Source organism: Serratia sp. CoH_122_TC_1 (assembly GCF_058191755.1).
In genome coordinates, this window is record NZ_JBXWLA010000027.1 from 1 (window position 1) to 20,844 (window position 20,844).

Consider the following 20,844-nt stretch of genomic DNA (forward strand, 5'->3'; position numbering starts at 1 on the left):
TCCTAAGCCATTTTCGGCCCCGCATTACGATTAATTCTTCGACAGGGCGCGCAATATGCGCCCTTATCCTTGTGCTTGAAACTTATTTCCTAATAACATATAGATATACCAATTCTTTACTTCCCTGCCGGTACTGTTAGCGTATGCTTTCGATGTTCCCCACATTTTCATAGAGTTAAAGGACGGGCTATGAGCAAGATATATGAAGATAACTCATTAACAATCGGCCATACGCCGCTGGTTCGTCTGAACCGTATCGGCAACGGACGCATTCTGGCCAAGGTTGAATCTCGCAACCCTAGCTTCAGCGTTAAATGCCGCATCGGTGCCAATATGATTTGGGACGCGGAAAAACGCGGCATCCTGGTCGCCGGCAAAGAGCTTGTGGAGCCGACCAGCGGCAACACCGGTATCGCTCTGGCGTTCGTCGCCGCGGCGCGTGGCTACAAGCTGACGCTGACCATGCCGGAAACCATGAGCATCGAACGCCGTAAGCTGCTGAAGGCGCTGGGCGCCAACCTGGTGTTGACCGAAGGCGCAAAAGGCATGAAGGGCGCGATCGCCAAGGCGGAAGAAATTGTCGCCACCGATCCGAACCGCTACATCATCCTGCAGCAGTTCAGCAATCCGGCTAACCCAGCAATTCATGAACAAACTACCGGCCCAGAAATCTGGGACGATACCGATGGCGAAGTGGATGTTTTCATTTCCGGCGTGGGTACCGGCGGTACGCTGACGGGTGTCAGCCGCTATATCAAGAATATCAAAGGCAAGGCAATCACCACTGTCGCGGTGGAGCCTACCGACTCACCGGTCATCACCCAGGCGCTCGCCGGTGAAGAGATCAAACCAGGTCCCCATAAGATTCAGGGCATCGGTGCAGGTTTTATCCCAGGCAACCTGGATCTCAAGTTGGTTGACCGCGTCGAACAAGTCACCAACGACGAGGCCATCAGCATGGCGCGCCGTTTGATGGACGAAGAAGGCATTCTGGCGGGCATTTCCTCCGGTGCCGCAGTGGTGGCAGCCGTGAAATTGGCCGAAGAACCTGAATTCGCCGACAAAACCATCGTGGTGATCTTGCCGTCCTCCGGCGAGCGCTATTTAAGCACCGCTCTGTTCGCTGATTTGTTCACTGAGCAAGAATTGCAACAGTAGTGCCACTGTGCACAAATCGCTAAAAAAGCACCTTTCGGGGTGCTTTTTTGTGGACTGGATCAAAGTTTATAGCAGTCAAAGATTGATTTTACATGCCAGCTTTAGTATTTAACGGTGCATTATTTCGGTGCGCAAAATTAATCACTCATCATTCCTTGTTTAAGCTGAATCGATTTACTCGTTTGTCGGTGATGCGTTAAACACGGCATAATGGGGAGCTGATTGAAACGACGACAGAAGCTGAATTTTTTGATCTGAAGTGCCTAACTCGTCGTTTTCTGTTGCATCAATGCTCGCCCCTGTACCATAGTCAGGCGCTAACCAGACAAGCTAAAGTCACACCCTTGGGCTAAACTTTAGCTCCACAACACACCAATAAGTTGGGGAAACATCAATGTTCCAGCAAGAAGTTACTATTACCGCTCCTAATGGTCTGCACACTCGCCCTGCCGCTCAGTTCGTAAAAGAAGCTAAAGGCTTCACGTCTGACATCACCGTGACCTCTAACGGTAAAAGCGCCAGCGCCAAAAGCCTGTTCAAACTGCAAACTCTGGGGCTGACTCAAGGGACCGTAGTGACCATCTCCGCTGAAGGTGAAGACGAGCAGAAAGCCGTTGAGCACTTGGTAAAACTGATGGCAGAGCTTGAGTAATCGGCCCGTCTTCTTAGTTAACACCAGTCAAGAGTAAGGTAGGGTTATGATTTCAGGCATTTTAGTATCACCGGGTATCGCTTTTGGTAAGGCTCTCCTACTGAAAGAAGATGAGATTGTCATCAACCGGAAGAAAATCTCTGCAGATGATGTAGAGCAGGAAGTCTCACGTTTTCTTGCTGGCCGCGCCAAAGCGTCCGAGCAGTTGGAAGCGATCAAGACCAAAGCTGGCGAAACCTTCGGCGAAGAAAAAGAAGCGATCTTCGAAGGCCACATCATGCTGTTGGAAGACGAAGAGCTTGAGCAGGAAATCATAGCCCTAATCAAAGATGAGTTGGCTTCTGCGGACGCAGCTGCCTACACCATCATCGAAGGCCAGGCGAAAGCACTGGAAGAACTCGACGATGAATACCTGAAAGAACGTGCGGCCGACGTACGTGACATCGGTAAACGCCTGCTGCAGAACATTCTGGGCCTGGCTATCGTCGATTTAAGCGCTATTCAGGACGAAGTTATCCTGGTCGCTACCGATTTGACTCCGTCTGAGACCGCACAGTTGAACCTGGACAAAGTGCTGGGTTTCATCACCGATCTCGGCGGCCGTACGTCTCACACCTCCATCATGGCGCGTTCTCTGGAATTGCCGGCAATCGTAGGCACCAGCGACGTGACCAAGCAGGTGAAGAACGACGATTACCTGATTCTGGACGCGGTTAACAATAAAATTTACGTTAACCCAACCGCTGACGTTATCGATCAGCTGAAAGCAGAACAGAACCAGTACGTCACCGAGAAAAACGATCTGGCCAAGCTGAAAGATCTGCCGGCCATTACGCTGGACGGTCATCAGGTTGAAGTCTGCGCCAACATCGGCACCGTGCGCGACGTCGCAGGTGCAGAGCGCAACGGCGCTGAAGGCGTCGGCCTGTATCGTACCGAATTCCTGTTTATGGATCGCGACTCACTGCCAACCGAAGACGAGCAATTCCAGGCTTATAAAGCCGTTGCGGAAGCCATGGGTTCACAGGCTGTGATTGTCCGTACCATGGACATCGGCGGCGACAAAGACCTGCCGTACATGAACCTGCCGAAAGAAGAGAACCCGTTCCTCGGCTGGCGTGCCATCCGTATCGCCATGGACCGCAGAGAAATCCTGCACGCTCAGCTGCGCGCTATTCTGCGTGCCTCCGCGTTCGGCAAACTGCGCATCATGTTCCCGATGATCATTTCCGTGGAAGAAGTCCGCGATCTGAAAGGTGAAATCGAGACGCTGAAAGCCCAGCTGCGTGAAGAAGGCAAGGCGTTTGACGAAACAATTGAAGTCGGCGTGATGGTCGAAACACCGGCTGCGGCGGTGATTGCTCACCACCTGGCGAAAGAAGTCGACTTCTTTAGTATTGGGACAAACGATCTAACCCAGTATACTCTGGCAGTAGATCGCGGCAACGAGCTGATTTCTCATCTCTATAACCCGATGTCCCCATCAGTACTTAGCCTGATCAAACAGGTTATTGATGCATCTCATGCAGAAGGCAAGTGGACCGGTATGTGCGGTGAACTGGCTGGCGATGAGCGTGCTACACTGTTGTTATTGGGCATGGGGCTGGATGAGTTCAGCATGAGTGCGATTTCAATCCCGCGCATCAAGAAAATTATTCGTAATACTAATTTCGAAGATGTGAAGGCGTTGGCAGCGCAAGCCTTGGCACAGCCAACGGCGCAAGACCTGATGAATTGCGTGAATAAATTCATCGAAGAAAAGACGCTCTGCTAAACTTCCACGACACTGGAACGCCGCCCAATTTAATGCTTAGGAGAAGATCATGGGTTTGTTCGATAAATTGAAATCTCTGGTTTCTGATGACAAGAAAGACACGGGCACTATCGAGATCGTAGCTCCACTTTCTGGCGAAATCGTTAATATCGAAGATGTACCTGACGTTGTATTTGCTGAAAAAATCGTTGGTGACGGTATTGCTATCAAACCAACAGGCAACAAAATGGTTGCCCCGGTTGACGGCACTATCGGCAAAATTTTCGAAACCAACCATGCTTTCTCTATCGAATCCGACAGCGGCATCGAGCTGTTTGTCCACTTCGGTATCGACACTGTTGAACTGAAAGGCGAAGGCTTCAAACGCATCGCTGAAGAAGGTCAACGCGTCAAGAAAGGCGACGTCGTTATCGAGTTCAACCTGGCACTGCTGGAAGAGAAAGCCAAGTCTATCCTGACGCCGGTTGTTATCTCCAACATGGACGAGATCAAAGAGCTGATCAAACTGTCCGGTAACGTAACCGTTGGTGAGACCCCGATCATCCGCATCAAGAAGTAATTGCGGATGGACATAGAAACGGCGCCCAGTGCGCCGTTTTTTTTATCCCCTTCGTCTTTCAAACTGCAGCGTTGTTGGCTGCACGTGCTTACCCCAGTCACTTACCAAAGTAAGCTCCTGGGGATGCCCACGCTTGCCGCCTAGCTGCAATTCGAAATCCTTTGGGAATACCCTGGTAATAGTCGCCATCGGCGCAAACAGTTTGGACAGCGCACAGCCCAGTTCAAAATGGCAAGTAAGAGAGTTTATTACTGCCAGCGCGGGATACGCAAAGTGATGACCAAACCACCGGACTCACCATTACGCGCTTCAACCTGGCCACCGTGTGCCAGCACCACCTTGCGGGTGATCGCCAGCCCCAGCCCGTAGCCCTTGCCTGACATCGCCGATTTAACCCTGACGAACGGATCAAAAATGCTGGAAAGTTTCGATTCTTCCACACCCGGGCCCTGATCGCTGACCTCTATCTGGAACAGTTGATCAATACGCGTCAGCACCACCGTCACTTGCTGACCGTGGCTGGAGAAACGCAGCGCATTGCGCACGATATTATCCACCGCACGCCGCATCAGCTCGGCATTCCCTTTAACGGTATATTCCACGTCCGAACTGGCCTGCAGCACAATATCCACCCCGGGGATCTGCGCTTCGTAGCGTGCGTCACTGACCACCGCATCCACCAGCCCATACAAGTCGAAATACTCTTCATCCGGCAGATTGTTGCTTTCGGCGCGTGACAGTGCCAACAGCTCACCAATCATTTTATCCAACCGCCCCGCTTCATGCTCAATACGCTGCAACGAGTTTTCTACATTGCCTTCATTCTGCCGCGCCAGACCAATGGCCAACTGCAGGCGAGCCAGCGGTGAACGCAACTCGTGGGAGACGTCATGCAACAGCTGTTCCCGGGCGCTAACCAGCAGTTCTAACCGTTCAGCCATGCTGTCAAAATCACGCGCAACCTCAGAAAGCTCATCATGCCTGCGGCGCATCGCAGGGAATAAACGCACCGATAAATCCCCCTGCGCCACGCGATCAAAACCGTCGCGCAATTTGCGCATTGGGCGGGTCAGGTTCCAGGCCAGCACGGCACTGAATAACAACCCTGCCAACCCACCGACCCACAGCATCGGGGCGGGGATGTTGAAGAAATGCGAACGTTTGTTCGGGCGGTACTCCTCCCGCAGCCCACGCATGTCGTAGCTCAGCAGATACCCTTTACCGTCCCCGTCGTCTGCGACCCATTCCGTAACGGCTTTCGGCATCCGGCGGCCTTCAAATGCCGGCTCCTCCGGTGCAGGGGCGGGCGGCTGCGCCAATGCAGTCACGGACAGCAAGCGCCGGTCATCTTCCGGCCAGTCCTTCAGCATTGCCTCGAGTGCCGGCATACCGCCGCTACGCAGTTGCGTGGCGGCAGAGGTTAAATGCAGCGCAATCACTCGCCGCGCCATAGCGTTTTCCGGCGGCTCGTAGCGATCGCCATACAGTGAAAAAGCCACCCACAATGCCTGGGTCATGATGATAAAGGTCAGCCAGAAGCCGAGCAGGATTTTCCAGAATAGTCTTCCGCGCATGGGCATTATCGGATTCGGTAGCCGATGCTGCGCACCGTTTCAATACTTAACGCGTTGTCCGTCAATGCACCCAGCTTCTGCCGGATATTGCTGATATGGACATCAACGCTGCGGTCATAAGCTTCACGCGGACGCCCCAAGCCTTTTTCTGACAGCTCATCTTTAGACACTACGCGCTCAGGTGCACGCAGCAGCAACTCCAGCAGGTTGAATTCGGAAGCGGTCAGATCGAAAGGTTTACCGCGCCATTCGCTGCTGCGAGTAGACGGATTGAGGCTCAGCTCACCAAAATTAATGGCAATCCCGTCGTCCACCTCATCCGGGCGTTCGTCAAAACGGCGCAGCACCGCACGCAAACGCGCCACCAGCTCTCGGGGATAGCACGGCTTAGGCATGTAGTCGTCAGCGCCCATTTCCAGGCCGATAACCCGATCGATGTTATCGCCTTTGGCTGTCAGCATAATGATTGGCATACGGCTCTTTTTACGCACGTCGCGCAGCACGTCAATGCCGCTCATGTCCGGCAACATGATGTCGAGGATCATCGCGGTGTACTCGCCCGACAGCGCGCCTTCCACACCGGCTTTGCCAGTCAGTACCAGCGTGGCGTTAAAACCTTCGCCGGTCAGGTATTCGCTCAGCATGGTGCCGAGTTCGAGGTCATCATCGACCAATAAAATTTTCATGCCTTGCTCCTTCGCGGATTTTCGCCATTTTCACGCCTATTTGTCTGCTTCGCAGCCGGTTTTACTCAATCCTTACATATTCCTGAACGCCACTTAACCGCAGGCCCCTCGGCGGCGCGTTAAATTAGTGCCAACAGATTTTTACCGCGCTTTCATGCCAGGGAATCCCATCGTCATGCCATCGTTTCAACGCTCAAAACGCTATCTGCTGCCCACTGTTATTGTGGCCGCTATCGCCCTATTTCTCTACTTCAGATCTCAAGGCGATACCGCAACGCCCCGTTATATCACCGCCGTGGCGCAAACACGCGACCTGGAACAAACGGTATTGGCTGACGGCACCATCGAGGCGCAAAAACAGGTCAGCGTCGGCGCCCAGGTGTCGGGTCAAATTAAGGCCCTGTACGTGGCGCTGGGCGATAAAGTGCATAAAGGCCAACGGGTCGCTGAGATTGACGACTTAACCCAGCAGAACGCTCTGAGGGACGCAGAAGCAGCATTGAAAAACGTTCAGGCGCAACGCGCATCAAAAATGGCGGCACTGCATAACAATCAGCGCGCTTATCAACGCCAGCAAGCCATCGTGGCGCATGGCGTCGGTGTACAGGCAGATTTGGACAATGCTCAGGCCACACTGATTGCCACTCGTGCCGATGTCAATGCCCTGGATGCCCAGATCGTTCAGGCGCAGATTGCCGTCAACACAGCCCAGGTCAACCTCGGTTACACCAAAATCACCTCGCCGATAGATGGCACCATCGTCGCGCTGCCGGTGGAAGCTGGGCAAACGGTGAATGCGGTACAAAGCGCTCCAACCATCGTCAAAGTCGCTCAATTGGCGACCATGACCATTGAGGCGCAGATTTCTGAAGCTGACGTGGTCAAGGTAAAAACCGGCATGCCGGTCTATTTCACTATCCTTGGTGAACCCGGTAAGCGCTACCGCACCACACTGCGGGCGATAGAACCGGCCCCAGACTCCATCAACGATGAGACCACGTCGTCCAGTACCAGCAGTTCCAGCAGCGCCTCCAGCTCAAGTAGCGCGATTTACTATAACGGTCTGTTCGACGTGGCCAACCCTGACGGCGCACTGCGTATCTCAATGACCGCACAGGTGTATATCGTGTTGGACAAGGCTGAAAACGCGGTGGTCATCCCTGCGACAGCCTTACAAGGCGACTGGGTGCAGGTAGTCGATAAACAGGGAAACGTTGATCGACGCCCGGTAAAAGTGGGGATTAACAACAACGTTGATGCACAGATTATCAGCGGCATATTGGCCGGTGAGAGCGTGATTGTCAGCCAGGTGAATACTACGGCCAAAAGCAGCACGCGCCGTATGGGCCCACCGCCAATGGGAATGTAACAATGAGCCAACAACCTCTGTTGCAACTGCGCGGCATCAGCCGCCGTTTTCAAGCCGGTGAACAAAGCGTAACGGTATTGAACAATATCAACCTCGACATTGATCAAGGGGAAATGGTGGCGATCGTCGGCGCTTCCGGTTCCGGTAAGTCGACGCTGATGAACATTCTCGGTTGTCTTGATCGCCAGAGCGAAGGCGATTATCAGGTAGCTGGCCACAGTACCGGACAGCGAGATCGCGATAGCCTGGCTGAACTGCGACGCGAACACTTCGGTTTTATCTTCCAACGCTACCATCTGCTGGGCGATCTGAGTGCGCAAGGCAACGTAGAGGTGCCCGCAGTGTATGCCGGCCATCCACGCCATTCGCGACAACAGCGGGCAGCCGATCTCTTGCAGCGGCTTGGGTTAGCGCAACGGTTGAATTACCGACCGAGTCAACTCTCCGGGGGCCAACAACAGCGGGTGAGCATCGCCCGCGCATTGATGAACGGCGGTGAAGTGATTCTGGCGGATGAACCGACCGGTGCGCTGGACAGTCACAGTGGGCAGGAAGTGATGAGCATCCTGAAAGACCTGCACGCACGCGGTCACACGGTGGTGATCGTCACTCACGACATGCAGATCGCCGAACATGCTCAGCGCATTATTGAACTCAGCGATGGCGAGATCGTTGCCGATCGACAGAAAACCGTCCAACGCGTCGTGCGCCTGCCAAAAGCATTGGATAACACCAGCGGCCGTTGGCATTCACAACGCGATCGCCTGCGCGAAGCATTCAAAATGGCGCTGTTGGCGATGGCTTCTCAGCGCCTGCGCACCCTACTCACCATGCTTGGGATTATCATTGGCATCGCCTCGGTCGTGTCAGTAGTGGCTCTGGGCAAAGGCTCTCAACAGCAGGTGTTGGCCAATATCAACGCCATGGGCACCAGCACACTGGAAGTCTATCCGGGCAAGGATTTCGGCGATATGCGCTCAGCCGCAGTGCAAACGCTGCGTGCGACCGACGCTGACGCGCTGGCCCAGCAAGGATACGTGCACAGCGTGACACCGACCCTTTCCACGAGCACCACGTTCCGCTATGGCAACCAATCGGTCAGCGGCACCGTCAATGGCGTCGGGGAACAGTATTTTCTGGTCCGTGGCTATAACATCGACAGCGGCATGGCATTTAACCGCCGTAGCATTGACCAGCTGATGCAGGAAGTGGTGATTGACGAAAATACCCGCGACACGCTGTTTCCTCACGGAGCCAACCCGCTGGGCGAAGTGATCCTGCTCGGTTCGCTGCCGTGCCGCATTATCGGCGTCGCGGCCAAAAAGCAGAGTGGCTTCAACAGTGATGAAAACCTGAATGTCTGGATCCCCTACACTACCGCGATGAAACGCATGCTGGGCCAGAGTTACCTGAAAAGCATTACCGTACGCGTAAACGATGATATCGATCTTGCCAGCGCTGAAGATGGCGTCACGCGTCTGCTGAGCCAGCGCCACGGCGGCAAGGATTTCTTCGTGATGAACACCGACAGCATTCGCCAAACCATTGAGCAGACCACCGCCACCCTGACGCTACTGGTGTCGATGATCGCGCTGATTTCGCTTGTGGTTGGCGGCATTGGGGTGATGAATATCATGTTGGTGTCGGTCACCGAGCGCACCCGTGAAATTGGCGTACGCATGGCGGTTGGCGCACGTGCCAGCGACATCATGCAACAGTTTCTGATTGAGGCCGTGCTGGTGTGCCTGCTGGGGGGTACCTTGGGGGTGTTATTGTCACTGGCGATCGGCGTGGTATTCAGCCAATTCAGCGATAACTTCACGATGGTATATTCCAGCGCATCTATCGTCGCCGCCTTTATCTGCTCGACGTTAATCGGGGTGATTTTTGGTTTCTTCCCGGCGAAACGGGCCGCCGGGATGGATCCGATACATGCGTTGGAAAGGGAATAGCACTCAGCCAAAAACGCCGGTAGAAAGATAGCGATCGCCGCGATCACAGATGATCGCCACAATCACACTGCCGGGGTTGTCTGCGGCAATCCGCAATGCGCCGGCAACGGCACCACCGGAACTGACGCCGCAGAAAATACCTTCACGCTGCGCCAACTGACGCATGGTCTGCTCAGCGTCCGTTTGCTCAATGTCCAACACCTGGTCCACCAGATCCGGGCGGAATATGCCCGGCAGGTAGGCTGGCGCCCAGCGGCGGATACCGGGAATATGGCTGCCCTCTGCCGGTTGCAGACCGATGATCTGCACCTGGGCATTCTGGCTCTTCAGATAGCCGCCCACACCGGTTATCGTGCCCGTGGTGCCCATGCTTGATACGAAATGGGTGATACGCTGCTCGCTCTGCTGCCAGATTTCCGGGCCAGTGGTGGTGAAGTGGGCATACGGGTTATCCAAATTATTGAACTGGTCCAATACTTTGCCCTGCCCCTGATTGTGCATTTCCAATGCCAGATCGCGCGCGCCTTCCATCCCGACGTCTTTGCTCACCAGAATCAATTCTGCGCCATAAGCACGCATGGCCGCCTGACGCTCCAGGCTCATGTTTTCCGGCATCAACAGCGTCATCGCATAGCCTTTCAACGCCGCGATCATCGCCAGCGCTATACCGGTGTTACCACTGGTGGCCTCGATCAGACGGTCACCGGGCTGTATCTCACCGCGCAGCTCCGCCTGTTGAATCATCGCCAACGCGGCACGATCCTTCACCGAGCCCGCCGGGTTATTGCCTTCCAGTTTGACCCAAACCTCGCTGTTTAGCCCTGTAGCCAGACGTTGTAATTTTACCAGCGGGGTATTACCGATACATTGTTCAAGCGTTGTCACGATCTTTGCCTGTGTGTTGAAGTACGTAATGTAAAAAGGCAACCCCGGGGTTGCCTTTAACGTCAGTTAAAACCTTTGCCCAAAATATTTCAGGGTGCAGGAAGGGCGGCAACTGCACGAGTCCCCAGTCGCTTATATCAGTAAGCGACTGGGGCGAGTAAAGGCAGCCAACACACCTGCAACTTGAAAGATAAAGGGTATATCAGGCGCTTTTAGCTAACGCAACAGGTTGTAGCAGTTGGTCACCGGCATACAGGCGTGCATTCAGGCTGCCAACGTAATAACGACCGCCGCGCACCGGGGTTGCGTTGCCTTCTGGCAAAATCACGCTGATAGGCTCCTGATGCCAGCCGATTGGTTGTACGGTCAATTGCCAGAAGTGGCCACGCGGGCTGACTTCCAGCACCTGTACCGGCAACGGGCAGCGCTCACTGCTCTCGGTGCCCACTTCCATTTCCCAAGGCCGCAGGAACAAGTCTACGCTGCCTTGATGCATTGGCTGGAACGAAAGCGGCCACTGGTGTGCACCAACAAACAGCTGCGAACCACGGATCTCGCCGCTCAGGCGGTTCACTTCGCCCATAAATTCCAGTACGAAACGGCTGGCAGGCTCACGGATAATCTCTTCCGGTGAACCGACCTGCTCAATATTGCCCTGGCTCATCACCACGATACGGTCAGCCACTTCCATCGCCTCTTCCTGATCGTGGGTGACGAACACGCTGGTGAACTTCAGCTCTTCGTGCAACTGGCGCAACCAGCGGCGCAGCTCTTTACGCACTTGCGCATCCAGTGCACCAAAGGGTTCATCCAGCAGCAAAATCTGCGGTTCTACCGCCAGGGCGCGCGCCAACGCCACGCGCTGCTTCTGACCGCCGGAAAGCTGTGACGGGTAGCGGTTAGCCAAATGAGCCAATTGCACCATCTCAAGCAGCTGGGTCACTTTTTGTTTGATCGCCGCCGCATTTGGGCGTTCACGACGTGGTAACACGCTCAAACCAAAGGCGATGTTGTCAAATACGGTCATATGACGGAACAACGCATAGTGCTGGAACACGAAGCCAACCCGGCGGTCGCGCGCATGCACATGGCTGACGTCGGTACCGTGGAAGCCCAACTTACCGCTACTCTGGTTTTCCAACCCCGCGATAATACGCAGCAGCGTGGTTTTACCGGAGCCGGACGGCCCCAACAATGCCACCATCTCGCCAGAAGCAATGTCGAGCGAGATATCGTTCAATACCTTGGTACGACCGAAAAACTTATTGATACCGTTAATCTCAATGCTCATGATTTTCCTCCCGCTCGAGACGTGCATTCTGACGTTCCAGACGCCATTGCAGGCCACTCTTCAAAAATAGGGTCACTATCGCCATCAGGGTCAATAAACCGGCGGCGGTAAAGGAGCCAACCGTGTTGTAATCCTGCTGCAATAACTCAACCTGCAGCGGCAGGCTGAAGGTTTCACCGCGAATAGAACCGGACACCACTGATACCGCACCGAATTCGCCAATGGCACGCGCGTTGGTCAGTACCACGCCGTACAACAGCGCCCAGCGAATGTTTGGCAGCGTCACCCGGCGGAACATCTGCCAGCCAGAAGCGCCCAGCAAAATGGCGGCCTCGTCTTCCTGGCTGCCCTGGCTCAGCATCATCGGCACCAGCTCACGCACCACAAACGGACAGGTAACGAAAATGGTCACCAGCACCATGCCCGGCCAAGAGAACATAAGCTGGATGTTATGCGCATCCAGCCAACCGCCCAGCAGGCCATTGCTGCCGTAAAACAACAGGTAAATCAGCCCCGCCACCACCGGTGAAACGGCAAAGGGAATGTCGATCAACGTCAGTAACAGTTGACGCCCTGGGAAGGTAAAACGCGTCACCAACCATGCCAATAACGTACCGAAAACCAGGTTGAAGGGTACGGTAATCAAGGCAATCAGCACCGTCAGCCAAATGGCGTGCAGCATGTCGCGATCGACCAGGTTGCTCCACATCACCCCAGCGCCTTTAGAAAAGGCCTCGGCGAAAATCGAAATAATCGGTACCACCAGTAGCAGTACCGAGAACAGCACACCGATACCGATCAGTGTCCACTTGCCCCAGTTGACGCGCGGCCGTTCGACGCCGTTGAACTCAGAGATATCCGCCATCAGTGCCCCCCGATGCGTCGGCCAAAGCGGCTCTGCAGAACGTTAATGCTGAACAGCAACAGCAGCGATGCCGCCAGGATCACCGAGGCAATCGCACTGGCTGCCGGGTAATCGAACTCCTGCAAACGGACAAAAATCATCAGTGAGGTCACTTCCGTCTTCCAGGCGATGTTACCGGCGATAAAAATCACCGCACCAAACTCACCCAGGCTACGGGTAAATGAGATAGCCGTACCGGCTAACAGCGCCGGTGCCAATTCGGGTATCACGACGCGACGAAAGCTCTGCCAGCGAGTGGCACCCAACGTTTCTGCCGCCTCTTCGTATTCCGGCCCCAGCTCTTCCAACACCGGCTGAACGGTACGCACCACAAAGGGCAGGCTGGTAAATGCCATCGCCACCGCAATACCCAACCAGGTAAAGGTCACTTTGATGTCAAAATGCGCCAACCATTGGCCATACCAGCCCGTGGTAGAAAACAGCCCCGCCAATGTCAGGCCAGCCACGGCGGTCGGCAATGCAAACGGCAAATCGATCAGGCCGTCCAACAGCGTGCGCCCTGGGAAGCGGTAGCGCGTGAGGATCCAGGCCATCAGCATGCCAAACACCGCGTTAAACAGGCTGGCAACCCCCGCAGCGAGCAGCGTAACTTTATAGGCTGCAACCACCTGCGGATTGGAGATCACGTCCCAATACTGCGCCAGGCTCATTTGCGCCAATTGCATCACCAGCGCACTGAGCGGCAACAGCAGAATCAGGCAGGTGTAAAACAGGCTGCTCCCGAGGCTTAAACCAAACCCAGGCAGAACCCGTTTGCTGGACAACGACAACATTACTTATGCCCTGCTGCTAATAACTGATCCAACTCGCCACCGGTCGAGAAATGCGTTTTCATTACCTGTGGCCAGCCGCCAAACTGATCTTCGACCCGGAACAGCTTGGTATCCGGGAATTGGCCCTTCGCTGTTGCCATCGCCTGTTTGTCGTAAACGCGATAGTAGTAGCTGGTGATCACCTGCTGCGCTGCCGGGCTGTAGAGATAATTCAGGTAGTCTTTAGCTGCCTGCTCAGTCCCGTTTTTTTCCACGTTTTTGTCTACCCAAGCCACCGGGAACTCCGCCAGAATATCGACCGGCGGTACGATCACTTGGTATTTGTCTTCACCATATTGCTTGCGAATATTGTTCACTTCCGACTCAAAACTTATCAGCACGTCACCCAACCCCCGCTCCACGAAGGTGGTTGTCGCACCGCGGCCACCGGTGTCAAACACCAAGACGTTTTTCAGGAAACGGGTCATAAAGGCGCGCGTTTTCGCCTGGTCATTGCCATCGGCCTGATTCGCAGCCCCCCAGGCAGCCAGATAGGTATAACGGCCATTGCCGGAGGTTTTTGGATTCGGGAATACCAGCTTCACATCGTCACGCACCAAATCATTCCAGCTATGAATGCCTTTTGGATTGTCCTTGCGCACCAGGAAAGCCATGGTGGAATAGAATGGGGAGCTGTTGTTCGGTAAACGGCTCTGCCAGTCGGCCGGTATCAGCTGCCCACGGTCGTGCAGGATCTGTACGTCAGTCACCTGGTTGTAAGTCACCACGTCAGCACGCAACCCTTGCAGGATCGCCAGCGCCTGTTTAGAAGAACCTGCATGGGACTGTTTGATAGTGAGCTTGTCGCCCGGATGCTGCTGGTTCCATTGCTGCTCAAAGCCCGGATTCAGTGCGGCAAACAATTCACGGGAAACGTCATAAGAGCTGTTCAGCAATTCAGTTGCCGAGACGGTGCCACTGGCTAACAGCGCCGCTGCCAACCAACCTTTCAGCACAATATTTTTAACCCGCGTTTGTTTCATTCTGCACCTTAGCTAACTGAGTCAATCTGTCGGGCTTTCGCCCTGATGTTGACCAGTGTATTTATAACTAGGTGCGGAGCTGTAACGCTTTTATATACCGTTTAGTGATTTTCAAGCATCAAACGCTATAAGGCAGGGCCGGGGCGGTTTTGGCGAGGAGGGGTGATGATGCCGGAGCCGAGGGTAGCCGGCTCCGGAGGGATGATTACAGCGACAGCAAGCGCGTCAGCGATGGAGCAAAATAGTAGCTGCCGGTCACGGCACGGCTGAAACGCAGCATGGCGTCACGTTTACCGTCAAGATCGCCAAACATGCTCAGCAGTTGCTTTTCAATGTTATGCAGACGGGCGCAATAGGCGATGAAATACAATCCGTGTTTACCGCTGGCAGTGCCATAAGGCAGGCTCTGGCGCAGAATTTTCAGGCCCTTGCCCTCTTCTTTCAGATCAACGCGGCTAACGTGAGAGGTGTCCGGGCGCTGCTCTGGCGGCAACTCTTCACTGTCATGTTTGGTGCGGCCGATAATCTGCTCTTGCTGTTCAGTAGTAAAGCGCTGCCACTGACGCAGGTTGTGTTCGTAACGTTGAACCAACACGTAGCTGCCGCCTTCGTCCTCTTCACCCTCGGCAATCACCGCCACTTCAGGACGTTTGTCACCCTGCGGGTTTTCGGTACCGTCGATAAAGCCGCTCAGGTCACGCTCTTCTACCCAGCGGAAACCGTGGGTCTCCTCTTCGATTTTGATCGCATTGCCGAACGCCGCAAGCGCGGCCTGCGCCAGCGTGAAGTTAACGTCATGACGCAAAGATTGGATATGGATCAACATGTCGCGCTGGGTCGCCGGCGCTAAACCTTTACCCAAGGGGGTAAAGGGCTTCAGCTCTTTGGCACCCTGACCGCTGGACAGATCGTGCCAAACGTCATACCCAAAGGCGATCACCGCACCCAAGTGGGCGTCCGGGAACTGCTGTTGCAGCTCGGTCAACGTTTGGCAAAATTGCTTACAGCCCTGGCGCAAATCGGCAAATTCGCCCTGTACGGTGGCTTCCATAAAAATGGCGAAACGGCAGTGCTCCAGCAAAATGCCGCTCTGAACCTGTGTCATTGTCGTTATCCTCAAATCAAAATCGAGTAACAGGCTACTGTTTGTACACGGATTTCCTGTTACGAATGCGCAGTATCATACCCCATGAAAACGGGATTGCCTTGCATCAGCGCAAAGAAAATAGGGATACCCGTTACCGAAAAAATCCGCGCTGAGGCGACGGTAATAGGGAGTGCAGCAGGGATTAAAACCCGATAAATCATGGGCGCCGCGGTTTGGGCGCCCAAAAAGAAAGGATTACTGAGGTTTGGCGTGCCAGATGATCTTGCTGACCGTCCAGCTTTTTAACGTGTCATCCGGTGGAATAATGTCCTGCGGGCCAGCCCATTTCCCGCTGAAGATGTAGGTAACAGACTTACTCTGTTCAGCCACACACTCCACTTTGCCTGCGTCTTCGCCACCGGCCGGTTTACAGGCGCCGAATGCCTTCTTGTACATGTCACTGAACGGCGTGCCGAGCTTGCTGCCCCATTCGGTCGCCACTTTGCTGTCCATCACGTCAACACGCTGCACGTGGCCCTTGGGCTCACCGGTGATCACCAGTTTCACATCGTTGCCGTCCATCGCCTGATAGTAAGAAACAATCTGACCCTGACTGGTGGCCATGCCGCCGCGCAGACGATAATTGCCGTTCAGCCCGTCGTTGATCGCGCTTTCTGACATTGGCGTGCCGGCATTGAGATCGCCAACGCCTTTCGCGCTGACCTGAATGCTGCTGCCAAACCAGTTAAAGGGGGACAGGCTCGACCAAGAGAAGTTGGACATCGTCGAACAGCCGGTCAGTACCAGTGGGAGCCCTAGCAACAGTGGGCGGATATTCATCTTTAGCTCCTTAACATCAAAGGCATAGGCATAGCCTGCCGCGCTCGGCGTTTTTCTGCGTGTCAGCCTCTCACAACTGCCCACGCTTCGCCATCAGTTGCGAGCTTGGAGTGCGGAAAATAAGAAAAGTGCCGCACAACGCGGCAATTAACCTAGCTCGTCCTGCGCGGTGAAACAGGCTTTCAGGCGTGCGTTCAGCAACAGGTAAGCCAGCGCCAGCCCATCGAGCAATACCAACAGGATATCCAACGGTGGTTGATTGTCCGCTTGCTGCCACAGGCTGAACAGAGAACCCCCCAGCGCCGCCAGGAGCGAAACGCAAAGGACCCACCGCCAGATACGCCACAATTGCGGCCATTGATGACGACGTGGGGCAATCAAAAATGCCAACGCGGCCGGCAACCCAAGCATGATCCCATACCAGAACCTTTGGGTATCAGGGTAGAACAGCTGCAACAACCCTTCCCCCTGCTGGCGTGAAGCACCGGCCATCACAAACAGGATCCAGGTTCGGGCTTGTAAAACCAGTACCCCCCAAAACCACAGTGGCAAACGCAGCGCACCGTGATGATCGTAATCGTCGGGGGAAAAACGGTGTGGGGAGGACTTCAACGTCGATTCCTTATCAATCTCATGAGTATTTCTTCAGATGGGAGTCACATTTATGGTTTTCAATGCGCACGCTTAAGAACCTCTTAAGATTTCCATGCTTTACTTAATCCCATCAAACCAGCAGTCCTGATTGGCAGGGCTTTGATTCTCGATTGAGATAAGGAAGCTTAAGATGAAAAAATATACCCTGGCCGCATTAATCGCGCTGTGCAGCGCACCGGTTTTGGCACAACAAGGTGGGTTCCTCGATCCTGCCGCGCCGCAAACACAAACTACCCAGCAAGGGGGGTTCTCTGGCCCAAGTGCCGCGCTGACCACCGTAGACAAGGTGAAATCAATGAGCGATGACACCTGGGTCATGCTGCAGGGCAACATTGAGCAGCGCGTCGGCGACGATACCTATACCTTCCGCGACGCCAGCGGCACCCTGACGGTAGAGATCGACAAAAAACGCTGGAACGGTCAGACCATCACCCCGAAAGACAAAGTGCAGTTGGAAGGGAAAGTCGATAAAGACTGGAGCAGCGTGGAAGTCGATGTGAAAAACATCAAAAAATTGCCATAACGCATAGCAACGGGCGGTGAAACGCCACCGCCCAGAGTACGACTCAATATTCTTGATCTTCAATCAGCCGTTTACCCAGGCTGGTCACGTTCTGGATCTCGTAACCGAGTTTTTCATACATCTCAATGACCGTGTCGTTATCTTCACGGACCATCAATTGAATCTTAGGGCAACCGCGCGCGATCAGTTTCTTCTCCAGACGGCTAATCAACGCATTGGCAATGCCGCGTCCGCGATAATCCGGATGAACCCCCAGATAATACGCCGAGCCACGATGACCGTCGTAACCCCCCATCACCGACCCCACGACTTCCCCGCCCACTTCGGCGACCAGAAAAAGCGCCGGATCGTGGTTCAATTTACGTTCAATATCCATCTCAGGATCATTCCACGGTCGCAGCAAATCGCAGCGCTCCCACAGAGTAATGACTTCTTCAAAGTCGTCTTGTCGAAATACGCGAATTTCCATCGATGTTCGCCGCTGTTAATTAAGATGTTTATCTGATTATCGCGTGATTATTTACTTACGCAATATCTATATCCTAAATAATTGGCGTGGTATCCCGGCGGCAGGCCCGTAAGCCTCCGGGAGCATTGACAACTATTATGACCGGGGTTAACGGACATATAGCTTCAACGATGACGCGTGTCACTGGGATTTCCCCTATCAATGACCGGGAAATACCCCGTTACACGCGTAATAAATGGACATAGTTATAAGGTCGATTAATGATTATCAATACGATATAACGTCGCAAAATAGAATTTGTCGATGGAGCGTCGCGTTATGAAAAAGCAGGTTAATCAATTCCTCAATTTTAAGCCGCTTTCCACTTCCCCCACGCGACGCCAATTATTGCTCTCCGGCCTGGCTCTGGTGCTGCTCGGCAGCAAAAGCCAAACGGCCAATGCCGAATCCGGCGGGATGCTGCGCAAGCCGCACAGCAAACCCGCGCCTAAACCGTCAGGCAGTAAAAGGCTGGTGATGATCGATCCCGGTCACGGCGGTATCGACTCCGGCGCGGTTGGCAGCGAAGGCTCGCAGGAAAAGCACGTGGTGCTGGAGATAGCCAACCATGTCCGCCGTATTCTGCACGAACAAGAGCATGTCGAAGTGCGCCTGACACGGGAAGAAGATGAGTTTATCCCCTTGTTCCAACGCGTTGAGATTGCCCACCAGCATCAGGCCGATCTGTTTATCTCCATTCATGCCGACGGCTTTACCAGCCCGGAAGCCTCTGGCGCGTCGGTGTTTGCCCTGTCCAATCGCGGCGCCAGCAGCGCCATGGCACGTTACCTGTCCAACCGCGAAAATGCCGCCGATGATGTAGCTGGCGGGAAATACAAAAACCAGGACAACTACCTGCAACAGGTGCTGTTCGATCTGGTGCAGACAGATACCATCAATAACAGCCTGACCTTGGGTCGCCACGTACTCGGACAGATTCGCCCGGTGCACCATCTGCATAGCAACAGTACGGAACAGGCGGCGTTTGCCGTGTTGAAATCCCCGTCAATTCCATCGGTGTTGGTCGAAACCTCGTTTATTACCAACCCGGCGGAAGAACGCCTGCTGGGTACCACCGCTTTTCGCGAAAAAATCGCCCGCGCCATCGCCGACGGTATCATCAGTTTCTTCAGTTATTACGATGCGCACCAACGAAAACCCGGCTAATACTGCCAGCCACGGCGATTAAAGGTATACTCTGCGCCTTGTTCAGTCAGACGCTGTGAATTATTCCGTATGAGTTTATCGACCATCGCAGAAGTAAAATCCTTCCTGCTGGCACTGCAGGATCGCATCTGCACGCAATTAGCCCAAGCCGACGGCGGTGCCGTTTTCAACGAAGACCGCTGGACGCGTGAAGAAGGCGGCGGTGGCCGCAGCCGGGTATTGACCGACGGCGCGGTGTTCGAACAAGCAGGCGTCAACTTCTCACACGTTTCCGGCGCCACCCTGCCGGCCTCCGCTACCGCACACCGTCCTGAGCTGGCCGGTCGCAGCTTCCAGGCCATGGGCGTGTCGCTGGTCATCCACCCACGTAGCCCCTATATTCCCACCAGCCATGCCAACGTGCGTTTTTTCATCGCGGAGAAACCCGGTGAAGAACCTGTATGGTGGTTTGGCGGCGGCTTTGATCTGACGCCGTTCTACGGCTTTGAAGAAGACGCTGTCCATTGGCATCGTACCGCCGAACAGCTGTGCGCGCCCTTCGGTGAACAGGTCTACCCCAAATATAAAAAGTGGTGCGACGATTATTTCTTTATCAAACACCGCAACGAGGCGCGCGGTATCGGCGGTCTGTTCTTTGACGATCTGAACACTCCGGATTTCGCCACCTGTTTTGCCTTTACCCAGGCGGTGGGCGAAAGCTTCCTTGATGCTTATTTGCCGATCGTAGAAAGACGCAAAACGCTGAGCTGGGGCGATAACGAACGCCAGTTCCAACTGTATCGCCGTGGCCGCTATGTGGAATTCAATTTGGTTTGGGACCGGGGCACGCTGTTTGGCCTGCAAACCGGCGGACGTACCGAATCCATCCTGATGTCGATGCCGCCGCTGGTTCGCTGGGAATACAATTATCAACCGGAAGAAGGCAGCCCGGAAGCGGCGCTGTACCGCGATTTCTTGCCGGTACGCGATTGGCTGAAGGAGCCTGAATAATGCAGATTTGGGTTGATGCGGACGCGTGTCCGAATGTGATCAAAGACGTGCTGTTCCGCGCGGCGGATCGCACCGCCATGTCGGTGACGTTGGTGGCCAATCAGCCACTGAGAACGCCGCCGTCGAAGCATATCCACACGCTGCAAGTGGCGGCCGGTTTTGACGTAGCGGATAACGAAATCGTGCGCCGCTGCGAGAAAGGCGATCTGGTGATCACCGCCGATATCCCGCTGGCAGCGGAAGTGATTGAGAAAGGGGCGGTGGCGCTGAATCCACGCGGTGAACGCTACACGCCGGACACCATTCGTGAACGCCTGAACATGCGCGACTTTATGGATACGCTGCGTTCCAGCGGTATCCAGACCGGTGGCCCAAATACGCTGAACCAGCGTGACCGTCAGCAGTTCGCCAACGAGCTGGACAAGTGGTTACAGCAGGCAAAACGGGCGCAGTAA

21 protein-coding genes are annotated in these 20,844 nt (G+C 54.6%); 10 read left to right on the forward strand and 11 right to left on the reverse strand.

Annotation, left to right across the window (positions count from 1 at the left end):
- Positions 1-189 precede the first annotated feature (189 nt).
- The 4 genes from cysK to crr all read left to right on the forward strand — a co-directional run bounded on the left by cysK (position 190) and on the right by crr (position 4,143).
- Entirely contained in the window at positions 190-1,158 is a 969-nt protein-coding gene (cysK, locus tag AC2FC2_RS25060) for a cysteine synthase A (RefSeq protein ID WP_490660080.1), read from the forward strand.
- A 394-nt stretch (positions 1,159-1,552) separates the two neighbouring features.
- The gene (ptsH, locus tag AC2FC2_RS25065) at positions 1,553-1,810 is read left to right on the forward strand and encodes a phosphocarrier protein Hpr (protein WP_004936458.1); all 258 of its coding nucleotides are present in this window, start codon (positions 1,553-1,555) and stop codon (positions 1,808-1,810) included.
- Between the two features lie 46 nt (positions 1,811-1,856).
- Complete coding sequence (ptsI, locus tag AC2FC2_RS25070) at positions 1,857-3,584, forward strand: phosphoenolpyruvate-protein phosphotransferase PtsI (protein WP_209638667.1); 1,728 nt, start codon at positions 1,857-1,859, stop codon at positions 3,582-3,584.
- 49 nt (positions 3,585-3,633) lie between these two features.
- A complete protein-coding gene (gene crr, locus AC2FC2_RS25075) occupies positions 3,634-4,143 on the forward strand; it encodes a PTS glucose transporter subunit IIA (RefSeq protein ID WP_037424016.1) in 510 nt (169 codons plus the stop codon).
- 248 nt (positions 4,144-4,391) lie between these two features.
- On the opposite strand, the gene AC2FC2_RS25080 is transcribed toward crr, so the two are convergent.
- Positions 4,392-5,717 carry an ATP-binding protein gene (locus AC2FC2_RS25080; RefSeq protein ID WP_490309050.1) on the reverse strand — a complete coding sequence of 442 codons (1,326 nt, stop codon included), beginning with the start codon at positions 5,715-5,717 and terminating at the stop codon, positions 4,392-4,394.
- A 5-nt stretch (positions 5,718-5,722) separates the two neighbouring features.
- Positions 5,723-6,403: a response regulator transcription factor gene (locus AC2FC2_RS25085; RefSeq protein ID WP_209638663.1), complete on the reverse strand. Its 681-nt coding sequence runs from the start codon at positions 6,401-6,403 to the stop codon at positions 5,723-5,725.
- 175 nt (positions 6,404-6,578) lie between these two features.
- On the opposite strand from AC2FC2_RS25085, the gene AC2FC2_RS25090 reads away from it, so the two are divergent.
- Together AC2FC2_RS25090 and AC2FC2_RS25095 are read left to right on the forward strand one after the other, a co-directional pair.
- Positions 6,579-7,772, forward strand: coding sequence for an efflux RND transporter periplasmic adaptor subunit (locus tag AC2FC2_RS25090; protein ID WP_490660081.1), 1,194 nt, complete (start codon positions 6,579-6,581; stop codon positions 7,770-7,772).
- A 2-nt stretch (positions 7,773-7,774) separates the two neighbouring features.
- On the forward strand, positions 7,775-9,724 hold the full coding sequence (locus AC2FC2_RS25095) for a MacB family efflux pump subunit (RefSeq protein ID WP_490660082.1): 1,950 nt from the start codon (positions 7,775-7,777) through the stop codon (positions 9,722-9,724).
- 3 nt (positions 9,725-9,727) lie between these two features.
- On the opposite strand, the gene cysM is transcribed toward AC2FC2_RS25095, so the two are convergent.
- From cysM to AC2FC2_RS25135, 8 genes are all read right to left on the reverse strand, one after another.
- Positions 9,728-10,609 carry a cysteine synthase CysM gene (gene cysM, locus AC2FC2_RS25100; protein WP_404759171.1) on the reverse strand — a complete coding sequence of 294 codons (882 nt, stop codon included), beginning with the start codon at positions 10,607-10,609 and terminating at the stop codon, positions 9,728-9,730.
- A 202-nt stretch (positions 10,610-10,811) separates the two neighbouring features.
- Positions 10,812-11,900, reverse strand: a complete 1,089-nt coding sequence (gene cysA / locus AC2FC2_RS25105) for a sulfate/thiosulfate ABC transporter ATP-binding protein CysA (protein ID WP_490660083.1) — start codon at positions 11,898-11,900, stop codon at positions 10,812-10,814.
- Positions 11,890-12,765: a sulfate/thiosulfate ABC transporter permease CysW gene (gene cysW / locus AC2FC2_RS25110; protein WP_209638653.1), complete on the reverse strand. Its 876-nt coding sequence runs from the start codon at positions 12,763-12,765 to the stop codon at positions 11,890-11,892. The genes cysA and cysW overlap by 11 nt, the downstream gene beginning before the upstream one ends.
- Entirely contained in the window at positions 12,765-13,598 is an 834-nt protein-coding gene (cysT, locus tag AC2FC2_RS25115; protein WP_209638651.1) for a sulfate/thiosulfate ABC transporter permease CysT, read from the reverse strand. Before cysT ends, cysW begins: the two co-directional genes overlap by 1 nt.
- Complete coding sequence (locus AC2FC2_RS25120) at positions 13,598-14,620, reverse strand: sulfate ABC transporter substrate-binding protein (protein ID WP_490660084.1); 1,023 nt, start codon at positions 14,618-14,620, stop codon at positions 13,598-13,600. The genes cysT and AC2FC2_RS25120 overlap by 1 nt, the downstream gene beginning before the upstream one ends.
- 205 nt (positions 14,621-14,825) lie before the next feature.
- Positions 14,826-15,725, reverse strand: a complete 900-nt coding sequence (locus AC2FC2_RS25125; protein ID WP_209638647.1) for a Dyp-type peroxidase — start codon at positions 15,723-15,725, stop codon at positions 14,826-14,828.
- A 237-nt stretch (positions 15,726-15,962) separates the two neighbouring features.
- Positions 15,963-16,547, reverse strand: a complete 585-nt coding sequence (locus AC2FC2_RS25130; protein WP_209638645.1) for an RpoE-regulated lipoprotein — start codon at positions 16,545-16,547, stop codon at positions 15,963-15,965.
- A 147-nt stretch (positions 16,548-16,694) separates the two neighbouring features.
- Complete coding sequence (locus AC2FC2_RS25135) at positions 16,695-17,159, reverse strand: DUF2919 domain-containing protein (RefSeq protein WP_209638644.1); 465 nt, start codon at positions 17,157-17,159, stop codon at positions 16,695-16,697.
- A 172-nt stretch (positions 17,160-17,331) separates the two neighbouring features.
- Between AC2FC2_RS25135 and AC2FC2_RS25140 the strand changes: the two genes are divergently transcribed.
- The gene (locus AC2FC2_RS25140) at positions 17,332-17,724 is read left to right on the forward strand and encodes a YgiW/YdeI family stress tolerance OB fold protein (protein WP_209638642.1); all 393 of its coding nucleotides are present in this window, start codon (positions 17,332-17,334) and stop codon (positions 17,722-17,724) included.
- Positions 17,725-17,767: 43 nt separating this feature from the next.
- Here the strand turns inward: AC2FC2_RS25140 and AC2FC2_RS25145 are convergent, their stop codons facing one another.
- Positions 17,768-18,193 carry a GNAT family acetyltransferase gene (locus AC2FC2_RS25145; RefSeq protein ID WP_209638640.1) on the reverse strand — a complete coding sequence of 142 codons (426 nt, stop codon included), beginning with the start codon at positions 18,191-18,193 and terminating at the stop codon, positions 17,768-17,770.
- Positions 18,194-18,511: 318 nt separating this feature from the next.
- Between AC2FC2_RS25145 and amiA the strand changes: the two genes are divergently transcribed.
- From amiA to AC2FC2_RS25160, 3 genes are all read left to right on the forward strand, one after another.
- Entirely contained in the window at positions 18,512-19,399 is an 888-nt protein-coding gene (amiA, locus tag AC2FC2_RS25150) for an N-acetylmuramoyl-L-alanine amidase AmiA (protein ID WP_209638638.1), read from the forward strand.
- A gap of 69 nt (positions 19,400-19,468) precedes the next feature.
- Positions 19,469-20,389, forward strand: coding sequence for an oxygen-dependent coproporphyrinogen oxidase (gene hemF / locus AC2FC2_RS25155; protein WP_490660085.1), 921 nt, complete (start codon positions 19,469-19,471; stop codon positions 20,387-20,389).
- Positions 20,389-20,844: a YaiI/YqxD family protein gene (locus tag AC2FC2_RS25160; protein ID WP_209638634.1), complete on the forward strand. Its 456-nt coding sequence runs from the start codon at positions 20,389-20,391 to the stop codon at positions 20,842-20,844. The genes hemF and AC2FC2_RS25160 overlap by 1 nt, the downstream gene beginning before the upstream one ends.